Below are 17,954 nucleotides of genomic sequence, written 5' to 3'. Positions count from 1 at the left end.
TCCTGAAAAACCAGTGGGGCTAGTATATATTGGTATTGCCAGTGCAGCGGCAACCCGTCATATGGAATGCCGTTTTGGCCATCGCCAGGACCGCGACTGGATTCGCCTGATGAGTTGCAATACAGCTTTAGATATCCTGCGTCGGGCGCTTCTTGGTAGTACTTAGATGGGATAAAAGATTTCGGCAAACACCTAGGAGAATTCCACGAACTTGATCATTTCTGACAATTCGTTATCATAGTGAATACTCCCACAAATAAGTTTACTGAAGTTTACTTCAGGTTGATTTGACATTTGTGGAACCTATAATAGGTGACACGCAATACTGCACCAGATGAGATTAGGAGCAGCCTGGCTCATGGATATTGATAAAATTCTGGAAAAGCTGAAAAACTGGGTTAACCGAGTGTTAGACTCGCTGCTTGGTCCATCAGCACAGCCGGAGCCAGAAGCAATTCCCATTCCAGTCAATGATCGTCGTTAGCGTTATATCTTAACGTTAGGTAATCTACACGATCTTAGGTTCGAAAATTTACAAGCTCTGCTTTATTACTTTGTGATGGCTTGAGTTTGATACTATTCGATGTGTAGCTTGCGAGTGATGCATTGGATAGTATTTTGGTACTGCACGGCCCCAACTTAAATATGTTGGGGAAGCGTGAGCCTGATATATATGGCAGCGACACCCTAAACGATGTCAACACTATGTTGATGTCGCTAGCTGAGGATTTGGGTGTCCTTATTAGTTTTTATCAGTCGAATCACGAGGGTGACTTGGTAGATGCTACTCAAGCGGCGCTTGGAAAGCATCAAGGCATTTTGATTAACCCTGGTGCCTACACCCACACCAGTGTTGCCATTCGAGATGCGATCGCAGCTACTTCCCTGCCTACGGTTGAGGTTCATCTTAGCAACATCCATGAGCGTGAGCCCTTTCGCCATCACTCATACATAGCCCCCATTGCCATTGGTCAAATATGTGGTTTTGGGATTAATAGCTACGCTTTAGGGCTGCAAGCTCTGGTTAGTTATTTGCACACCTAGCCTCACTTCTTAGCAACCGTTGAGAAAACGTAGGTTTCTCGATGGAATTTAGCATCCTGTGCTAGGTTAGCCACAGCAAATTCTGGGCAGCCATGGGTGATTCGCAAGGGAATCCGTTCATCAGTAACCCCTTTGTGCAAGGGGCCTCCAAGCAAGTAACGCAGTCTGAGTCTGCACCCGAGCCGCTGCGTCGGTCAAAAAAATCGCTAGAGGCTCCCGAGCCGCTGCGGGAGCTGTCCAATTTGTCTACAGACGTCTCTAACGCTACAAACGTCTCTAAAACAGCCTCTAGCCCAGGCTTAAAAAAATCAGAGAAATCCCGCTCGAAGTCAGTCAAGCCATCTGTTAAAACATCTACAAAACCACGGTCCAGGTCGAAAAAGAAAGATATCGGTCAGCCCAAACCCCTTAGCAGCCCCCCGGTGACTCCTGGATATACCGGCAAGGGCTATAAGGTACAGGTGCTAGCCAAAATCCCAACGCCCACCAATACCAATATGCCCAGCCGGGACTATCTTTGGTTTGCGGTTTATCCCATCATTCCCCGCGTAGGTGATTGTATTTTTCACGATGGCCGTTACTTTCGGGTGGATGCTGTTTTTTTGTATGAAAATACCAATGCAGGATGGTGTGCTGATCTAGAGGTGTCTTACTACACGCGTCGCCATTAGCTAAGGCGTGGTTGCTTGGGTGACCGTGTGATTGACAAATGACCCATGAATTTGTGTGACCAAGGTTTCAGCCTCAGTATCGGGCTCATAGGAGCTGCTCAAAATAGCCGTTTGCTGATTGCCGTAGCCAACAAATGTAACGATGGCCTGCTGCCCTGGTTCGGGTTCATACCAAATACGAAAGCCAGATTGCCCATCTACAGCCACGAGTGAATAGCGCTGGACAGTTACCGCGTCCGCCACAATCTGATCGAGCTTCTGGGGTACGGCGCGCTCAGGATCTTCCCGGAGTACGGTAATGTTCGTCTGAATAGGCATAGTAACGCCATCGGTAATACTGACAATGGCCACGCTGCTGTCTCCCTGGGGCGTAGCCTGCCATTCTCTGGGATAATCCACACTAAACTTAGCCGAGTCATAGCGAGTAAAGTTGCCAGGGACTGCTGACTCCTGTTTAAGGTTAAACACCCTGTTAGGGGAGGCAATAGTCAATTCACTCTGTGTTGTCTGCGGTTTGGTCGCCGGTTGATCAGCGGAAAAGACCTGTGAGGCTGGGGCTAGGACGATCCCCAAAGCGCCCATGCCCAGTAATAATTGCCCTACGATCTGTTTAGTATCAAAGTCCATATGGTTTAGCCCTAGCGATTTTGTTTATTACTTTGAACAATAGCTTTTAAGAGTCCTTGCGGTCTAAACACAGCCCCTTAACATCGAGCATCCCAGGTCTCTATGAAATTTTCTAGCATTTTTTCCACAATCCCTCTATTGGCGTTGGGTCTGGTTGGTATGGTCCCTGGTGCTGAGGCCTTTCCTGCCTACCAACCACAGCCGCGAGGCATTCCCAATATACGAGTGTCCGGCGGTACTCGTTCGCCAGTGGAGATGAGTTGTCTGAGCGATCCTGGTTCACCTCGGCTCACGTCCCTATTTCCGGAGGACGATTTAGGGTACACCACGGATAGCTACCCGGCATTTCAGTGGTACATGCCTAGCAACAATGCCAGCCATGTAGAGTTTAATCTGTACGAAGTGGTCAATGACGATGAGGGTATCTACCAGCCGGTTTATCAAACAGCCTTTGTGCCGAGTTCTGAGGCCGGGATTGCCACATTAAAATTACCGTCAGCGGCCGGGCTGGCTCCTTTAAAGAGCGATACTTACTACTACTGGAGTGTAGATGTGTACTGTCCTGACGACAGTACGGCTGCCATGACGGCGGAAGGATTTGTGGAATTCTTGGAACCGGATGCTGCTCTATCTGAGTCTTTGGCTGAGAGCGAGGGGCTGGAACGAGCTGCGATCGCAGCTGAAAATAGCCTATGGTTTGACGCCACCCGTGCCCTAACGGAGCAGTTGCAAACTCAACCCGATGACCAACAGGTCCTGGCAAGCTGGAACATGCTGCTTGAATCTATCGGATTAGAGAATATTGCCGACGCCCCTCTATTACCCTAGTTATCAATGTTTCTACAGTATTTTTTCCACTATAAATTATTGACCTAAGGCCGTAGTTTAATCAGTAGCCAACAAACTGTACGTTGATATTTGTTACAGTTTATGAACAGGTTCAACGTTGGTAATCTCACTAGCCGCTTATGCTACGTCTCGAAAACATTGCTAAGGTCTATCCCACTGGGGAGGTATTGCGAGACGTGACCTGGGAGGTCAAACCAGGTAACCGCATTGGTTTAGTGGGCGTCAATGGGGCTGGAAAATCGACCCAGCTCAAGATTATCATGGGGGAAATTGAGCCTACCAGCGGTAGCGTCATCCGTCCAAACGAGCTGCATATTGGCTATTTAAACCAAGAATTTGAAGTTGATCCCCGCCGCACAGTACGGGAGGAATTTTGGACCGTATTTGAAGAAGCCAACGCGGTGCAAAAGCAGCTAGCAGAAATTCCCATGCAGATGGAAACAGCGGAGCCAGATGAGCTGGATCGACTGATTAAGGTTCTTGATCGCGAACAGCGCAAGTTTGAGGCCTTGGATGGCTATGGCCTGGAATCAAAAATTGAAAAGCTCCTGCCCGAGATGGGGTTTCATAACGACGATGGCGAGCGCCTGGTCAGCTCGTTTAGTGGCGGTTGGCAGATGCGCATGGGGCTAGGTAAAGTCATGCTCAAAGCACCAGACCTGCTGCTGCTAGACGAGCCTACCAACCATTTAGACTTAGAAACCATTGAGTGGCTCGAAGGCTATCTCAAAGGATTAACCACGCCCATGGTGATCGTCTCCCATGACCGTGAATTTCTAGATCGCCTATGTACCCAGATCGTCGAAACTGAGCGGGGCATATCCACCACCTACCTGGGCAACTACAGTGCCTATCTAGCCCAGAAGGAAGAAACCAAGCTAGCGCAGCAGGCCACTTACGACCGGCAGCAAAAAGAAATTGCCAAACAGCAGGTCTTTGTAGATCGTTTCCGGGCCAGTGCCACACGTAGTACCCAAGCTAAAAGCCGCGAGAAACAGCTGGTAAAAATAGAGCGAATTGAGGCACCTACTGCCGATGCCAAAACACTGCGGTTTAAGTTTCCTCCCGCTCCCCGCAGCGGTCGTGAAGTAGTGCAAATTAGCGACCTAACCCATACCTACGGGGATAATATCCTCTTTTTGGGGGCAGAGTTGCTCATTGAGCGGGGCGATCGGATTGCGTTTGTGGGGCCAAATGGCGCTGGCAAATCCACCTTACTCCGTTTGATTATGGGCTCAGAAACTCCCGTAGAAGGAGCCGCCACCTTAGGGGAGCACAACGTTATCCCCAGCTATTTCGAGCAAAATCAGGCGGAAGCGTTAGACCTGAATAAAACCGTCATGACCACTATCCATGACGAAGTACCTACTTGGAAAAATGAAGAAGTCCGTACCTTGTTAGGGCGCTTTCTATTTAGTGGGGATATGGTACAAAAGCTTGTTTCAGCCCTTAGCGGTGGGGAAAAAGCGCGTTTAGCCCTAGCCAAAATGCTATTGGCTCCAGCCAATCTTTTAATTCTAGATGAGCCTACTAATCATTTAGATATTCCTGCAAAGGAAATGCTGGAATCAGCCCTGAAGGACTATGACGGCACAGTTCTAATTGTTTCTCACGATCGATTTTTTATTTCCCAGGTTGCTAACAAAATAGTCGAGATTCGAGAGGGAGAACTTCGTTTATATCGTGGTGACTACAGCTACTACTTAGACAAAATAGCTGAGGAAAAAGAACGCGCTAGACTCGAAAAACTAGAGGCTGAGCGAGCCGCCAAGACGGCTGCTAAACGTCAAAAACAAAAGGATAAGCAAAAGGCAAAAGCCGCTGCTAAGAAAAAAGGCTAGGCATGCCATCTAGCCTATCTCCGGTATGGATGATCGGATAATAAAGCCAGAATGCCGTGATAGCGCTCCCAAAGCCTTTCTGTAGTTTTGGTAACCATTCTAATAGTTCAATATAAACTTAGATATAGCCTTATATAGGGCGTTGCTTAGTGCTGGAGCGCTTTTTTATTACTGAATAATTAATATTAGTAATTACAAAGAAAGGTGTTTCGGGTATGTGAAATCAAACTGACAGCTATCAATCCCTCTAGTAAGTAATTTAACTCATTGGCATTCTGGGTGTAAGCTGACAGCAAAGATGCCGTCAATTAGTCTGCATACCGCCAAAAAATCGGTAATGGTTCCATGGCTGATGAGCATCAATACTGAACTATTACCCAACGATTCCCAGCAAGCTAAAAGGCCGGTGTTTAACCGAGTGTTAACGCTATGGAGCTTTGAACCAAGGCTCAGCAAGTCTTTTTCCCAGTCTCGGGAAAAGGTTAAGGAAGTCTTAATGATCAAGAGGGCGCGAGTGATATGATCTCGCTAAGTAAAACGTTAGGCATAGTCGTTCATAGTCGCAAGAAGGATTTGTAAGTATGGCACAGGAGTCTGTTTCTCCAATGGTGCTCGTCATCTTAGACGGATGGGGGCATCGCGATGAGGACAATGGGAATGCAATTCATAATGCAAGGACCCCTGTCATTGATAGCCTTTGGACGGCCTATCCCCATACGTTGATTCAGACCTCAGGCAAACACGTGGGTTTGCCTGAGGGGCAAATGGGTAATTCTGAAGTAGGGCACCTGAATATTGGTGCTGGCCGCATTGTCCCTCAGGAACTCGTTCGCATTTCCGATGCCGTTGAAAATGGTTCTATTCAAGAAAACCAGGCATTGCTTGATGTATGTCAGCAGGTTCGCTACAACGATGGCAAGCTCCATTTAGTTGGTCTATGTTCAGAAGGTGGGGTGCATTCACACTTGAATCATCTGCTTGGGTTGCTAGACATGGCAAAGGCTCAAGATATTCATGATGTTTGTATTCATGCCATTACTGATGGTCGTGATACTCAGCCTACGGCTGCTCAATCAGCGATTCAGAAGCTTCAAGACCACATCGATCGACACCAAGTGGGTCGCATCGTCACCCTCAGTGGTCGTTACTACGCTATGGATCGCGATCAGCGTTGGGATCGAGTTGAGAAAGTGTATCGCGTGATGACCGATCCCGGTATTGGTAAAGGATGTACTGCCCTAGAAGCAATCCGGTCCTCCTACGCTGACGATATTACTGATGAATTTATTCAGCCCTTGCGCTTAGAGTCGGGGGCTATTGATCCCAATGATGGCATTATTTTCTTTAATTTCCGTCCTGACCGGGCGCGTCAGCTAACCCAAGCTTTTGTTGCTCCTGAGTTTAAGGGGTTTGAACGGTCGCCGGTCGCTCCGATTCACTTTGTGACGATGACTCAATACGATGGATCGTTACCTGTGAACGTGGCATTTGAGCCCCAAAACCTGAGCAATATTCTAGGTGAAGTGGTTGCGGATCATGGTCTTAAGCAGTTTCGAACAGCTGAGACTGAAAAGTATGCCCACGTGACTTACTTCTTTAATGGTGGTCGTGAAGATCCCTTTGAGGGGGAAGACCGTGAGCTGGTATCGAGCCCTCAGGTGGCCACCTATGATAAAGCTCCGGCGATGTCTGCCAAGGCCGTGACGGATACGGCTATCACCGCCCTTGGAAAAGGTATCTATGGTCTGGTTGTGATTAACTATGCCAATCCTGATATGGTGGGCCATACAGGCAATATGAAAGCGACGATTCAGGCCCTTGAGTCCGTTGATGTGCAGTTAGGCCGTTTGCTGGGGGCGGTTGGTCAAGCGGGAGGAACCTCAATTATCATTGCGGACCACGGTAACGCCGAGTATATGTGGGATGAAGACGGAAACCCTTGGACCGCTCATACCACTAATCCAGTGCCATTTATTTTGGTTGAAGGTGAGCGGTTAAAAATTCCTGGTCGGGGTGGCGAAGTTGAACTCAGAGCAAACGGTTGTTTAGCTGATATTGCACCGACTATTCTGGAAATTCTCAAACTTCCTCAGCCCAAGGAAATGACCGGTCAGTCTATGATTCAGCCTGCTCGCGTGGATGTTAAACGGAACCGTACGCCAGTTAAGGTATCGCTTTAACCAAGTTCGCCATGGCACCATGCCCTGAGGTACCATGGTCTGGCGCTTAAGGCTAAGGTTTTCGCTGAGGTTTTTAAGTGCGATCGCATCGTTTTATGGAACAGTCAGGCTAAAAAATTGAAATGGTAATATCGGTTTTACAAGTGGTATGGCTAGTGTCTGCCATTGGGTTAATCATTTTGGTGCTATTTCATAGCCCCAAAGGAGATGGTCTTGGTGCCCTCGGTGGGCAAGCCCAAATGTTTACGAGTACCAAGAGTGCCGAAACAGCTTTGAATCGTGCCACATGGCTGCTGACTATTCTATTTATGGGAATTACAGTGATTTTGAGCGCTGGCTGGCTGAATGAATCGGTTGCTGAACTGTCTCCACCTAATACCGTGCCGATTGAAGAAACCGCTCCTGCCGTTGAGACTATCCCCTCCGACCTGGGGGCTCCTGCTGCACCCAGTGAAGCTGCTGAGTAAGTTTAAGTACCTATTATTGAGCTATGTATAGAGCTTAAGGCACAGCCAGCTCTACGAGCTCTCACTGTGAAAGCCTCGGAGAGAGTACATCCTCCGAGGCTTTTGATTTGTCTATTGGTAGCTTACTTGCCTGCGTAGGGCAAAGACCCAGGGCACCCAAACGAGTGCCCCAGGGGGTAGTAGATCTCAATAATGCTTAAAGCGCTTTGGCGCGAGCAACGACGTTCTCTACGGTGTAGCCATACTCTTGCATGACGCGACCGCCGGGTGCAGAAGCACCAAAGCCGCTGACGCTAATCATGTCGCCTTCAGCACCGTAGTATTTGCCCCAGCCCATTTCAATACCGGCTTCAACGACTAAGCGCTTAGTTACGGCTTTGGGTAGAACAGACTCTTTATAAGCGGCATCTTGAGCCTCAAACAGCTCCCAACAGGGCATGGAAACAACGCGAACTTTCTTGCCTGCGGAGCGCAGTTCCTTGGCGGCCTCTAAGCAGAGGGGCACTTCGCTACCAGTACCGATCAGAATCAGATCAGCGCCATCATCATCAGAAATGACATAGGCACCCTTGGCGACAGCATCAATGGAGCTACCCTCTAACTGAGGTAGATTCTGACGAGAGAAGGCCATCAACGTGGGAGTCTTTCGGCTTGAGATCGCAACCTTATAGGCCCCAGACGTCTCGTTCCCATCCGCTGGACGAATCACATACAGGTTAGGAATTGCCCGCAGGGATGCAATCGTTTCCACTGGCTGGTGAGTAGGACCGTCTTCACCCAACGCAATAGAATCGTGGGTCATGACGTAGAGAACACCCGCCTCGGACAGAGCCGATAGACGAATGGCCGCTCGCATGTAGTCTGCAAACACAAGGAAAGTGGCGCAGTAGGGAATCAAACCCGAGTTGTGCAGGGCAATCCCATTACAGATAGCGCCCATGCCATGCTCGCGCACCCCAAAGCGTAGGTTGCGATTCTCGTAGCCACCCTTTTGGAAATCCCCAGATATTTTCATCAAGGTATTGTTGGACTTGGCCAAGTCAGCCGAACCACCCACTAGCTCAGGCACTGCTGGAGCCAGTGCGTTGAGAGTGGCTTCAGAGGTTTTACGAGTGGCAATGGCCTTACCTTCAGGAGAGTAGGTGGGTAGGGCATCTTCCCAGCCGGTAGGCAATTTACCCGATAGCATCCGCTCAAACAGAGCGGCTTCCTCGGCATACTTAGTGCGGTAGGTAGCCAAGGTCTGATTCCACTCAGCTTCAGCACTAGCACCTTTTTCAATCGCCTGACGGAAACGAGTCAGCACATCTTCAGGAATTTCGAAAGGAGCGTGGTCCCAACCCAGATTCCCGCGAGTGAGACCAATTTCTGTATCACCTAAAGCCGCTCCGTGCACGCCCGACGTATCGGCCATGTTAGGCGATCCATAACCAATGGTGGTAGTTACCTTGATCATGGTGGGCTTGTCGGTTACCTTTTTGGCTTCTTCGATGGCGCTTGCGATCGCAGCCAAATCGGTATTGCCATTTTCCACATGCAGCACGTGCCAGCCGTAGGCCTCAAAGCGCTTGCTCACATCTTCGGTAAAGGAGATATCCGTAGAGCCGTCGATGGAAATGTGATTGTCGTCATATAGGGCGATCAGCTTACCCAGACCCAGGTGACCGGCTAAAGAACAGGCTTCACCCGACACACCTTCCATGTTGCAACCATCACCCAAAATTACATAGGTGTAGTGATCCACCAAGGTGCAGTCAGGCTTATTAAAACGAGCCGCCAGGTGGGCTTCTGCCATGGCTAGACCCACACCGTTGCAAATACCCTGACCTAGGGGACCTGTTGTAACCTCAACACCCGGAGTCTCAAAGTTCTCGGGGTGTCCAGGCGTCGTTGCACCCCACTGCCGGAAGTTTTTAATATCTTCAATTTTGACACTGTCGTACCCGGTGAGATGCAGCAGAGCATACTGCAGCATGCACCCATGACCCGCAGATAGAACGAAGCGATCTCGGTTAAACCACTGAGGATTTTTGGGATTAAAGCGCATAAATTGATCCCAAAGAACAAACGCCATTGGCGCAGCTCCCATAGGCAAACCAGGGTGACCAGATTTAGCCTTTTCAACGGCATCAATGGCCAAGAACCGAATGGCGTTTATACACTGCGTTTCAAGAGATTGGGTTGCGACAGCCATAGTCTTCCAAGTAATTAACGACGGTACAGTCCAGGTGTGAACAAAGCAGACGAACGCACCTTTGCTGATGGTGATAGCAGGTTAGGGCTCCTGTCGGTGCCCTTCAACACGCCAAAGCATGTGCTAAAAACGGACAGGTACGTAATCTAAAATATAGTATTGATTTGAACAGGCCCATCTGAGAAAGGTCTGCCCGCACAATAGGCAAACCTTTCTTTTTACTTAATGTCTCTGTTAGGTCATTATACCTATCAAGCCGTAGCGCTAGCTACGATACTTGCGAAAAACCAGAGTGACATTGTGGCCACCAAACCCAAAGGAGTTAGACATGGCCACATCTACAGTGTGGGTACGGCTCTGATTGGGCACGTAGTCTAGATCACATTCAGCGTCTGGCTCTTGCAAATTAATGGTGGGGGGCACCCGGTCATTAGCCACCGCCATACAGGCAGCGACACCTTCAATGCCACCGGAGCCGCCCAACAGATGGCCGGTCATAGACTTGGTGGAACTTACTGGAATCTGTTTGGCACAATCGCCCAGGGCTGTTTTAATGGCAGCCGTTTCAGTCGGATCGTTGGCAGGAGTGCTAGTGCCATGGGCATTGACGTAGCTAACTTCAGATGGAGATACCCCAGCATCTTTAAGGGCCAATTCCATAGAGCGTGCTGCTCCAGCTCCACCGGGAACGGGGGCCGTCATGTGGTAAGCATCACAGGTCATGCCATAGCCCACCATCTCTGCATAAATACGGGCGCCTCGGCTAAGGGCATGGTCTAGCTCTTCTAAAATCAAGACACCAGCGCCCTCACCCATAACAAAGCCATCGCGCTCCTTATCAAAGGGACGACTGGCGTGGTCAGGGTCATCGTTGCGTGTGGACAGAGCCCTAGCTGAGGCAAACCCCGCTAAGGATAGGGGGGTAATCGCAGCTTCAGTGCCACCACAAATCATGGCCTGGGCATAGCCATTTTGGACGATACGAAAAGCGTCGCCGATGGCATTGGAGCCTGCCGCACAGGCTGTCACAGCACAAGAGTTAGGCCCTTTTGCTCCGGTATGAATGGCCGTGAGACCGGCTGCCATGTTGGCGATCATCATGGGCACCATAAACGGGCTACAGCGACTGGGACCCTTGTTGATATATACAGATTGCTGTTCTTCCATGACCTTGAGGCCACCCACACCTGTGCCAATCATGACGCCCACTTGTTCTGCGTTGAGATCGGTGATGGTGAGACTGGCATCGGCGAGGGCCTGTTTACTAGCTGCGATCGCAAATTGAGCAAATCGGTCGGTCCGCTTAGCATCTTTAGCCTCCAGATACTCTAACGGATCAAACCCTTTGACCTCACCAGCAATGCGGCATTTATGCTTTGACGCATCAAACAGTGTGATCGGCCCAATGCCACTTTTGCCTGCCAGTAATCCTTGCCAGTAGGCTTCTAGGGTGTTACCGATAGGAGTCAGCGCCCCCATCCCAGTAATCACAACGCGTTTTTTTTCAGTAGTTGTCATGGTCATCGACACAAGGGGAACGGTCCCAAGGCATTAAAAAACAAATTCTCAAACAGACAGGGGCGCTCATGCTGCCGGTGACTTGTCTGTAATAAAGTCAACAGCAGCCTGAACCGTGCCGATGCTCTCAGCTGCTTCATCGGGAATTTCAATATCAAATTCTTCTTCGAGCGCCATTACCAGCTCTACTGTATCTAAAGAGTCAGCGCCTAGATCATTGGCAAAACTAGCTTCAGGCTTAACCTCAGCGACATCAACACTCAGCTGCTCAGACACGATCTTTTGAACCTTTCCCAAAATGTCGTCAGCCATAATCTCCAAATCTCCTTTTCAGCGGCAGCAAATAACAGGTCCTAAATACAGACTTGGAACACTCCATGGCGTCAAAACGCCCGTCTGAATCTAGACATTTTTTCATCTTATAGGAAAGCGTGCGCCCTATTATGGGAACCCCTCGGTTGCATTTAGGGCGCAAAGGGAGCGGGGCTCGGTGACATTTATCAGCGACATCTAAGCTGAATAACCCCTAACTTGGTCGTGGGCAAACCCTAGCGCTCTCAACTTTAGAGGTGGTTTATTACAATCCATAAACTTTTTACATGTTGCTCCGTTCCCTAAAAACGGCACTGATAGACTAAAGCTTGATTGGAGAACTCTTGTGGCTGATTTTGGCTAATGTAAATGGTTCTTTCTGTAGCTGTAGTCCTTAAATTATTATTGGATTTACTCTCAGGATAGGGCCTATGTGCATTACAGGTCATGGCCAAGCCGCTATATAGCTGAAACCGTTTAATAATATTGGAGCATTCCTTCGATGTCTCATTCGGTCAAAATTTACGATACCTGTATTGGTTGTACTCAGTGTGTTCGGGCTTGCCCGACAGACGTACTGGAAATGGTGCCTTGGGATGGCTGCAAAGCCGGTCAGATAGCTGCTTCCCCTCGAACTCAAGACTGTGTTGGCTGTAAGCGTTGTGAGACCGCTTGCCCCACTGACTTTTTGAGTATTCGTGTCTATCTGGGTGCTGAAACTACTCGTAGCATGGGTCTAGCCTACTAGGCATTGATTCCATAACAGCTTTCACTCGAAACGTTTACATACTCCTAGCCTCTAGGGGCTAGGTTTTTTTATGGGTATTTAGATCAGGCCTTGTCGGCAGACGCCCTAGGCTGGCCTAGGGTCGTACGGCAAACTTGCGTACCGCCACCAAGCTCCCTAGGAGTCCCACCGCACTCCCTAGGGCAAACAGTGATGCGGGCAGCAGTATGAGCTGCTTGGGCGTAAACTGCAGGCCGACGGCTAAAAATTGTAGAAATTCAGGTTGCTGGGCCGATAGCCGCTGCAAGGACTGGTGTGTACCTACCAGTAAGGCCCACGCGATCAAAGCTCCTAAAATACCGAAGGTAATGCCCTGCAAAATAAACGGCATATAGATCCAGACGGAGGTGGCACCCACTAGCTGCATGACCTCAATTTCTCGTCGTCGAGCCATGACAATGAGGCGAATGGTGGTAGTGATGACTGCGATCGCAGTCAGGCTCAAAATGGCAAGTACTCCCACACTGACATACTTCAACCCCTGATTCAGTTCCGTTAGGCGCTGGACTGCTTCAGTTACATAGAGCACCTCGTCTACGCCAGCTATGTTCTCTAGCTGGGCCGCCACCGCAGGTACCGCTTCAGAGGTTTTGACCTTAACTTTGATTTCGTCGACTAAAGGATTGCCCTTGAGCTGCTCAGTTGCACCGGGTATGTCGGCAATTCCCAGTTCTTGACTCAGCTGTGCCCAGGCATCTTCTTTGGTGACCGTGACGACATCAGCAACCTCGGTCAGGTTACTGATGCGATCGCTAAGGCTATCAGCAGCCACGCCGCTTTCGAGATAGACCGCAATTTCTAGCTGGCTACCAAACTGATTCAGTAAACTTTCCACCTGCCATGTAGCTTGTAGGCTGACGCCAAAAAGAAACAACAGCACCATGATGGTACTGACAGCAGCCCAGTTCATCCAACCCCCACGCTGCAACCCTAACAAGGTTTCCCGCAATAGATAGCTGGCTTTAGTAAAAAACTTACCCATGCTGATTTACAAACATGCTGAGCGAACAACCAAAACGACGCAGAAAACACAAACAGCCTGATTAAAACATTATCCCAGGGCGTTACTGTCGGGTTTTTCTGTACATAGCCCCATACGTGCACGCGAGTTGAAACCCTAATTGCTAGGATAGATATTAGATTCATCAGCCTAATCAATTTAACTGTGGGTATTTCAGTCAGCAAAGAAAAGTTAAAAAAGCCCCCCTTGGAGCTGCACTACTTGGGTGACCGGGTGCTCAGAAAGGCGACTAAACGGGTTGCCAAAGTGGATGACGGTATTCGTGACATTGCCCATAAGATGCTGCAGACCATGTACAGCGAGGATGGCATTGGTCTAGCCGCGCCCCAAGTTGGCATTCACAAGCAAATTTTAGTCGTGGATACGGATCCTGAAGAAGCCGCTAACCAGCCTCTGATACTGCTCAATCCCAAGATCATTCGCTACAGCAAGGAAATGGCCTGTGGGCAAGAAGGCTGTTTGAGCATTCCCAATGTGTTTCTAGATGTTGTGCGCCCAGCGGCCATTGAGGTTAGTTTCAAAGATGAAAATGGTCGTCCTCAAAAGATCAAAGCAGACGATTTACTCGCTCGCGTGATTCAGCATGAAATGGATCATCTCAATGGCGTCATGTTTGTTGACCGTGTGGAAAATGCCATTGCCCTGGCTCAGGAACTTCAAAAAAGTGGGTTTTCTGCTAATGATGTTAGGAAGGTAGCCTAAGGATTTTATTGGAATTCAACGTCTGTACGGCCCCATATCCCATTTTTCATTGTTAGGAGAATACTGTGACCCCTAAAAGTGGTTTGTTTTTAGCCGGTACTTGTATTACCGCCATTGCTGGTGTCGGCTCGGTGTTTGAACTCGCCTATGGCGAACCCGATCTGGGGGTGCTGCCCACCAGTATTGTGCTGGCGTTGAGTATTCCGATTACGGTCATATTTTTTATGGCCGCAGTTAAAGATACGCGAGAAAATCAGCAGTGGTAAGTATTTGACGGGACCGTACCCCGTGTAATTTTCTTCGCTTTAGGGTGATGTAGGAGTTTGGTAGGATGTAAAGGAATGTATCGTTTTTAGCGCTCCCAAGCTGATGTCGATATCGATCTCTACATCTCCGCTTTCTCTAAAATGAATTTATTGTTTGTGCTCAAGCTGTTATTGACGTTGTCAGTGCTGGGAGTGGCGGTTTATGTGTTGAGCGCCCGACGTTATCAGTCTTCAGACTCAGTGGCTAACTCCTACGATCAGTGGACTGAAGATGGCATCTTAGAGTTTTATTGGGGCGAGCATATTCATCTAGGGCATTACGGGTCTTCCCCCCGGTCTAAGGATTTTCTCAAGGCAAAGGCCGACTTTGTTCATGAAATGGTGAAGTGGGGCGGTTTAGACCGCTTAGCTCCCGGTACCACACTGCTGGATGTGGGCTGTGGTATTGGGGGTAGCAGCCGCATGTTGGCCAGGGACTATCAGTTTGATGTTACGGGTGTGACCATTAGTCCTCAGCAGGTACAACGAGCACAGCAGCTAACACCAGCAGGCGTCACTGCGCAATTTAAGGTGGATGATGCCATGGCCCTGTCGTTTCCAGATGCCAGTTTTGATGTGGTGTGGTCGGTAGAAGCGGGACCGCACATGCCTGATAAAGCTGTGTTTGCCAGAGAACTAATGCGAGTCCTAAAACCAGGCGGTCTTTTGGTCTTAGCAGACTGGAACCAGCGAGACGATCGTCAGGTACCTTTAAATTTTTGGGAAAAGCCAGTGATGCGGCAATTACTAGACCAATGGTCCCATCCCGCCTTTGCCAGTATTGAAGGATTTGCTGAGAACCTGGCGGCGACTGGCTTGGTTCAAGGCGATGTGGTGACGGCAGACTGGACCCAAGAGACGCTGCCTTCATGGCTAGATTCCATATGGCAAGGGGTGGTCCGTCCCAAGGGATTAATTCGCTTTGGGTTCTCTGGTTTGGTTAAATCCTTGCGAGAGGTGCCCACACTACTGCTGATGCGGTTGGCATTTGGCGCAGGTCTCTGTCGATTTGGTATGTTCCGGGCGCTCAGAGCGCAAACAACACCCGATAGTAGCTCGCAACAGCTGGCGGCATCGTCTAGCTCTCCTGTCTAGCTCATCATCAATCCTATGGGCGTCATTATTGTTGGGGCCGGACCAGCGGGGGCAAGCCTGGCTTTCTTATTAGCTCGAGCGGGTCTTCGAGTCACCTTACTGGAACAGGAAACTACCTTTGACCGGGTTTTTCGCGGTGAAGGACTGATGCCTGCGGGGATGCAGGCCCTGGCTCAAATGGGATTGTTGCCTCTTCTACAGTCAGCAGTTCCCCGGCGTCGGCTTGAATCTTGGAATATCCATCTGGGTGGGAAGGAGGTTTTTGTTATCCCTGAACCAGACCTGGGTGACATATCTCTCAGCATCGTTTCTCAACCGGCTCTGCTGCAAACACTGGTGGATGAGGCTGCAAAATATGACGGCTTTGAGTTTAGGGCTGGCTGTCAGGTTCAAGAGCTACTTTGGGAAAATGACCGTGTTGTCGGTGTTCAGGTAAAAATAGAAGATCGGGTCTCCAAGCTGCATGGGGATCTAGTGATCGGCTGTGATGGTCGCGGTTCCTTGGTGCGCCGGAAAGCGGGGTTAAAGATCGACCTACAACCCGATCAATATGATGTGCTGTGGTTTAAGCTGCCAGCTCCTGAACGATTGCAAAATACCTGTCAGTTTTATCTGATGGCTAAAGCCCAACAGCATCCGGCCAGCTGCTATACCTCATGGGATGGTCAACTTCAGTATGGCTTAATCTTGCCGAAGGGAGGACTGAGCACGTTAAATGATGCAGACTGGTTAACTGTGGCAGCTCGCCCCGCCCCCGACTGGTTAGCCGAGCATGTGCTGTCCCAGAGAGAGGCGGTCACTCCTCCTGTACGACTCAATGTAGTCGTGGGACGATGTGCTCGCTGGTGGGTTCCAGGTGTTTTGCTGCTGGGGGATGCGGCCCACCCCATGTCACCGGTTAGGGCTCAAGGAATTAATTTAGCGCTGCGGGATGCCATTGTCGCTGCTAATCATCTGGTTCCTGCCTGGCAAGCAGGCCCGGCAGACCTCGATGATGCACTGCAATGTATTCAGCGGGAACGATTGCCGGAGGTCGTGCGATCGCAAACCCTACAGCTGCGAGAAGCCGACGGCCTCAAAGTCATCCGTTCATCTCCTCGAAAATTAGCGATCGCTCAACGTGTCTTGCCAGTATTGGGCTCTCTACGCCCAGTTCAACAAGCCTGGCTAGCGCGTCAGCACGATTTACGATACGGCTCATATCCTGTGGAGTTAACCGTCAGCTAAGTGCTGACATAGGAACGGCGGATCAGCGCAGATAGTCAATAATCCCTTGAGCAATAGCATCGGCAATTTGCTCGCGGGCTGCATTGCTGCGAAAGCGAGCTGAATCCTCACGACCGGTGATAAACCCGGTTTCCACCAGCACTGCCGGCATTGACGTGTTGCGTAGAACGTAAAAACGAGCCTGACGAACGCCGCGATCGCGAAGGTCGGTACTACTTAGAATACTTCTCTGGATGGATTGTGCTAGGCTGCGCCCCGATGAAAAATAATAAGTCTCTAGACCATTTACCTCAGGACGGCTAAGGCTAATAGCATTGGCATGAATACTGACAAACACGGTGGCGTTGGCGCGTTCTGCAATGTTTACCCGAGGTTGTAGATCGACTTCTATATCGCTGTTGCGGGTCAAGGCGACTCGATAGCCTCGCTGTTCTAAGGTGCGCTGGACGCGGCGAGAGATAAACAGGTTGATTTCCTTTTCCTGGAGGCCATTGCCGACGGCGCCTGGATCGCGTCCGCCATGCCCCGGATCGATCATCACCAGCACTTCTCCACGACGGGCGGGCGTGGTCGGCGTGGTGGGCGATGGCGTGGGTGTGGGGACACCAGTAGTTTGAACAATGCGCGCATCGAGACCCGCGTCCTTCAGCCGTCTCTGTAAGTTATTAGCCCGAGACTGTTCGCGAAAGCGCCCAGCCTGGATCACCGCCTGACCATCTACCGTTGTGCGAAAGGCACCGGACTCGATCGAATTGACTCGAGATCGCACCACTGCAGAACTTCCCGGCACAATCACCTGGTAAACGATGTCGCCCGATGGCGTGGTGGGTCGAGTGGGGAGGCTGACTTGCTCCGTTTCCACAATCTGGGCGGAGAGTCCGGCTTGGATGAGTCGCTGGCGTAGCTCATTAGCCCGAGCTTGCTCCCGAAAGCGGCCAGCTTGGATCACAGTCTGGCCGTTGACCGTGGTGCGAAAGGCACCCGGTTCGACGGAGTTAACCCGCGATCGCAAAATAGCGGAACCTCCCGGTACGATCACCTGGTAGTCAACATTGGTATTGTTACCAGGGGCTGGCAGACCGGGACGGGGTAACGGATTGCCGCTGGGTGGGGT

The 17,954-nt window shown here is 50.1% G+C and carries 19 protein-coding genes; 13 read left to right on the top strand and 6 right to left on the bottom strand.

From position 1 onward, the window contains the following. The first annotated feature begins 13 nt into the window (after window positions 1-13). The 4 genes from IQ260_RS12455 to IQ260_RS30990 all read left to right on the top strand — a co-directional run bounded on the left by IQ260_RS12455 (window position 14) and on the right by IQ260_RS30990 (window position 1,715). On the top strand, window positions 14-166 hold the full coding sequence (locus IQ260_RS12455; protein ID WP_322744944.1) for a CinA family protein: 153 nt from the start codon (window positions 14-16) through the stop codon (window positions 164-166). A 192-nt stretch (window positions 167-358) separates the two neighbouring features. Continuing rightward, complete coding sequence (locus tag IQ260_RS31470; RefSeq protein ID WP_265579512.1) at window positions 359-484, top strand: hypothetical protein; 126 nt, start codon at window positions 359-361, stop codon at window positions 482-484. A 122-nt stretch (window positions 485-606) separates the two neighbouring features. Continuing rightward, the gene (gene aroQ / locus IQ260_RS12450) at window positions 607-1,044 is read left to right on the top strand and encodes a type II 3-dehydroquinate dehydratase (RefSeq protein WP_193993433.1); all 438 of its coding nucleotides are present in this window, start codon (window positions 607-609) and stop codon (window positions 1,042-1,044) included. Window positions 1,045-1,136: 92 nt separating this feature from the next. Continuing rightward, entirely contained in the window at window positions 1,137-1,715 is a 579-nt protein-coding gene (locus IQ260_RS30990) for a hypothetical protein (protein WP_228015935.1), read from the top strand. Here IQ260_RS30990 and IQ260_RS12440 read toward each other — a convergent pair whose 3' ends face one another. Then, window positions 1,716-2,342 (bottom strand): hypothetical protein, encoded by a 627-nt coding sequence (locus tag IQ260_RS12440; protein ID WP_193993432.1) that lies wholly within the window; start codon window positions 2,340-2,342, stop codon window positions 1,716-1,718. A 102-nt stretch (window positions 2,343-2,444) separates the two neighbouring features. Between IQ260_RS12440 and IQ260_RS12435 the strand changes: the two genes are divergently transcribed. From IQ260_RS12435 to secG, 4 genes are all read left to right on the top strand, one after another. Further along, window positions 2,445-3,170 carry a DUF928 domain-containing protein gene (locus IQ260_RS12435; RefSeq protein WP_193993431.1) on the top strand — a complete coding sequence of 242 codons (726 nt, stop codon included), beginning with the start codon at window positions 2,445-2,447 and terminating at the stop codon, window positions 3,168-3,170. Window positions 3,171-3,310: 140 nt separating this feature from the next. Then, complete coding sequence (locus tag IQ260_RS12430) at window positions 3,311-5,032, top strand: ABC-F family ATP-binding cassette domain-containing protein (protein WP_193993430.1); 1,722 nt, start codon at window positions 3,311-3,313, stop codon at window positions 5,030-5,032. A 581-nt stretch (window positions 5,033-5,613) separates the two neighbouring features. Then, on the top strand, window positions 5,614-7,212 hold the full coding sequence (gpmI, locus tag IQ260_RS12425; RefSeq protein ID WP_193993429.1) for a 2,3-bisphosphoglycerate-independent phosphoglycerate mutase: 1,599 nt from the start codon (window positions 5,614-5,616) through the stop codon (window positions 7,210-7,212). 122 nt (window positions 7,213-7,334) lie between these two features. Then, window positions 7,335-7,679, top strand: a complete 345-nt coding sequence (gene secG, locus IQ260_RS12420; RefSeq protein ID WP_193993428.1) for a preprotein translocase subunit SecG — start codon at window positions 7,335-7,337, stop codon at window positions 7,677-7,679. Between the two features lie 196 nt (window positions 7,680-7,875). On the opposite strand, the gene tkt is transcribed toward secG, so the two are convergent. The 3 genes from tkt to acpP form a co-directional block, all read right to left on the bottom strand. Further along, window positions 7,876-9,873, bottom strand: coding sequence for a transketolase (gene tkt, locus IQ260_RS12415; RefSeq protein WP_193993427.1), 1,998 nt, complete (start codon window positions 9,871-9,873; stop codon window positions 7,876-7,878). Between the two features lie 264 nt (window positions 9,874-10,137). Continuing rightward, entirely contained in the window at window positions 10,138-11,391 is a 1,254-nt protein-coding gene (gene fabF, locus IQ260_RS12410) for a beta-ketoacyl-ACP synthase II (RefSeq protein WP_193993426.1), read from the bottom strand. 66 nt (window positions 11,392-11,457) lie between these two features. Beyond that, on the bottom strand, window positions 11,458-11,703 hold the full coding sequence (gene acpP / locus IQ260_RS12405; RefSeq protein WP_193993425.1) for an acyl carrier protein: 246 nt from the start codon (window positions 11,701-11,703) through the stop codon (window positions 11,458-11,460). 502 nt (window positions 11,704-12,205) lie between these two features. On the opposite strand from acpP, the gene psaC reads away from it, so the two are divergent. Next, window positions 12,206-12,451, top strand: a complete 246-nt coding sequence (psaC, locus tag IQ260_RS12400; RefSeq protein WP_193993424.1) for a photosystem I iron-sulfur center protein PsaC — start codon at window positions 12,206-12,208, stop codon at window positions 12,449-12,451. A 115-nt stretch (window positions 12,452-12,566) separates the two neighbouring features. Here the strand turns inward: psaC and IQ260_RS12395 are convergent, their stop codons facing one another. After that, window positions 12,567-13,472: a cell division protein FtsX gene (locus tag IQ260_RS12395; RefSeq protein WP_193993423.1), complete on the bottom strand. Its 906-nt coding sequence runs from the start codon at window positions 13,470-13,472 to the stop codon at window positions 12,567-12,569. 183 nt (window positions 13,473-13,655) lie between these two features. Between IQ260_RS12395 and def the strand changes: the two genes are divergently transcribed. The 4 genes from def (at window position 13,656) to IQ260_RS12375 (ending at window position 16,840) form a co-directional block, all read left to right on the top strand. Beyond that, window positions 13,656-14,213 (top strand): peptide deformylase, encoded by a 558-nt coding sequence (gene def, locus IQ260_RS12390; protein WP_193993422.1) that lies wholly within the window; start codon window positions 13,656-13,658, stop codon window positions 14,211-14,213. A 65-nt stretch (window positions 14,214-14,278) separates the two neighbouring features. Next, window positions 14,279-14,479, top strand: coding sequence for a hypothetical protein (locus IQ260_RS12385; protein ID WP_193993421.1), 201 nt, complete (start codon window positions 14,279-14,281; stop codon window positions 14,477-14,479). Window positions 14,480-14,620: 141 nt separating this feature from the next. Next, window positions 14,621-15,613 (top strand): methyltransferase domain-containing protein, encoded by a 993-nt coding sequence (locus tag IQ260_RS12380; RefSeq protein WP_193993420.1) that lies wholly within the window; start codon window positions 14,621-14,623, stop codon window positions 15,611-15,613. A gap of 15 nt (window positions 15,614-15,628) precedes the next feature. Next, window positions 15,629-16,840 (top strand): FAD-dependent oxidoreductase, encoded by a 1,212-nt coding sequence (locus IQ260_RS12375; RefSeq protein ID WP_193993419.1) that lies wholly within the window; start codon window positions 15,629-15,631, stop codon window positions 16,838-16,840. Between the two features lie 22 nt (window positions 16,841-16,862). Here IQ260_RS12375 and IQ260_RS12370 read toward each other — a convergent pair. Continuing rightward, window positions 16,863-17,954 (bottom strand): N-acetylmuramoyl-L-alanine amidase (locus tag IQ260_RS12370; protein ID WP_193993418.1); only part of this gene is annotated, 1,092 nt, incomplete at its 5' end.

Origin of the sequence: Leptolyngbya cf. ectocarpi LEGE 11479, assembly GCF_015207065.1 — a bacterium.
In the GTDB taxonomy this organism is placed as follows: Bacteria; Cyanobacteriota; Cyanobacteriia; order Phormidesmidales; family Phormidesmidaceae; genus Leptothoe; species Leptothoe ectocarpi.
This window is presented reverse-complemented; position numbering and strand designations above follow the sequence as displayed.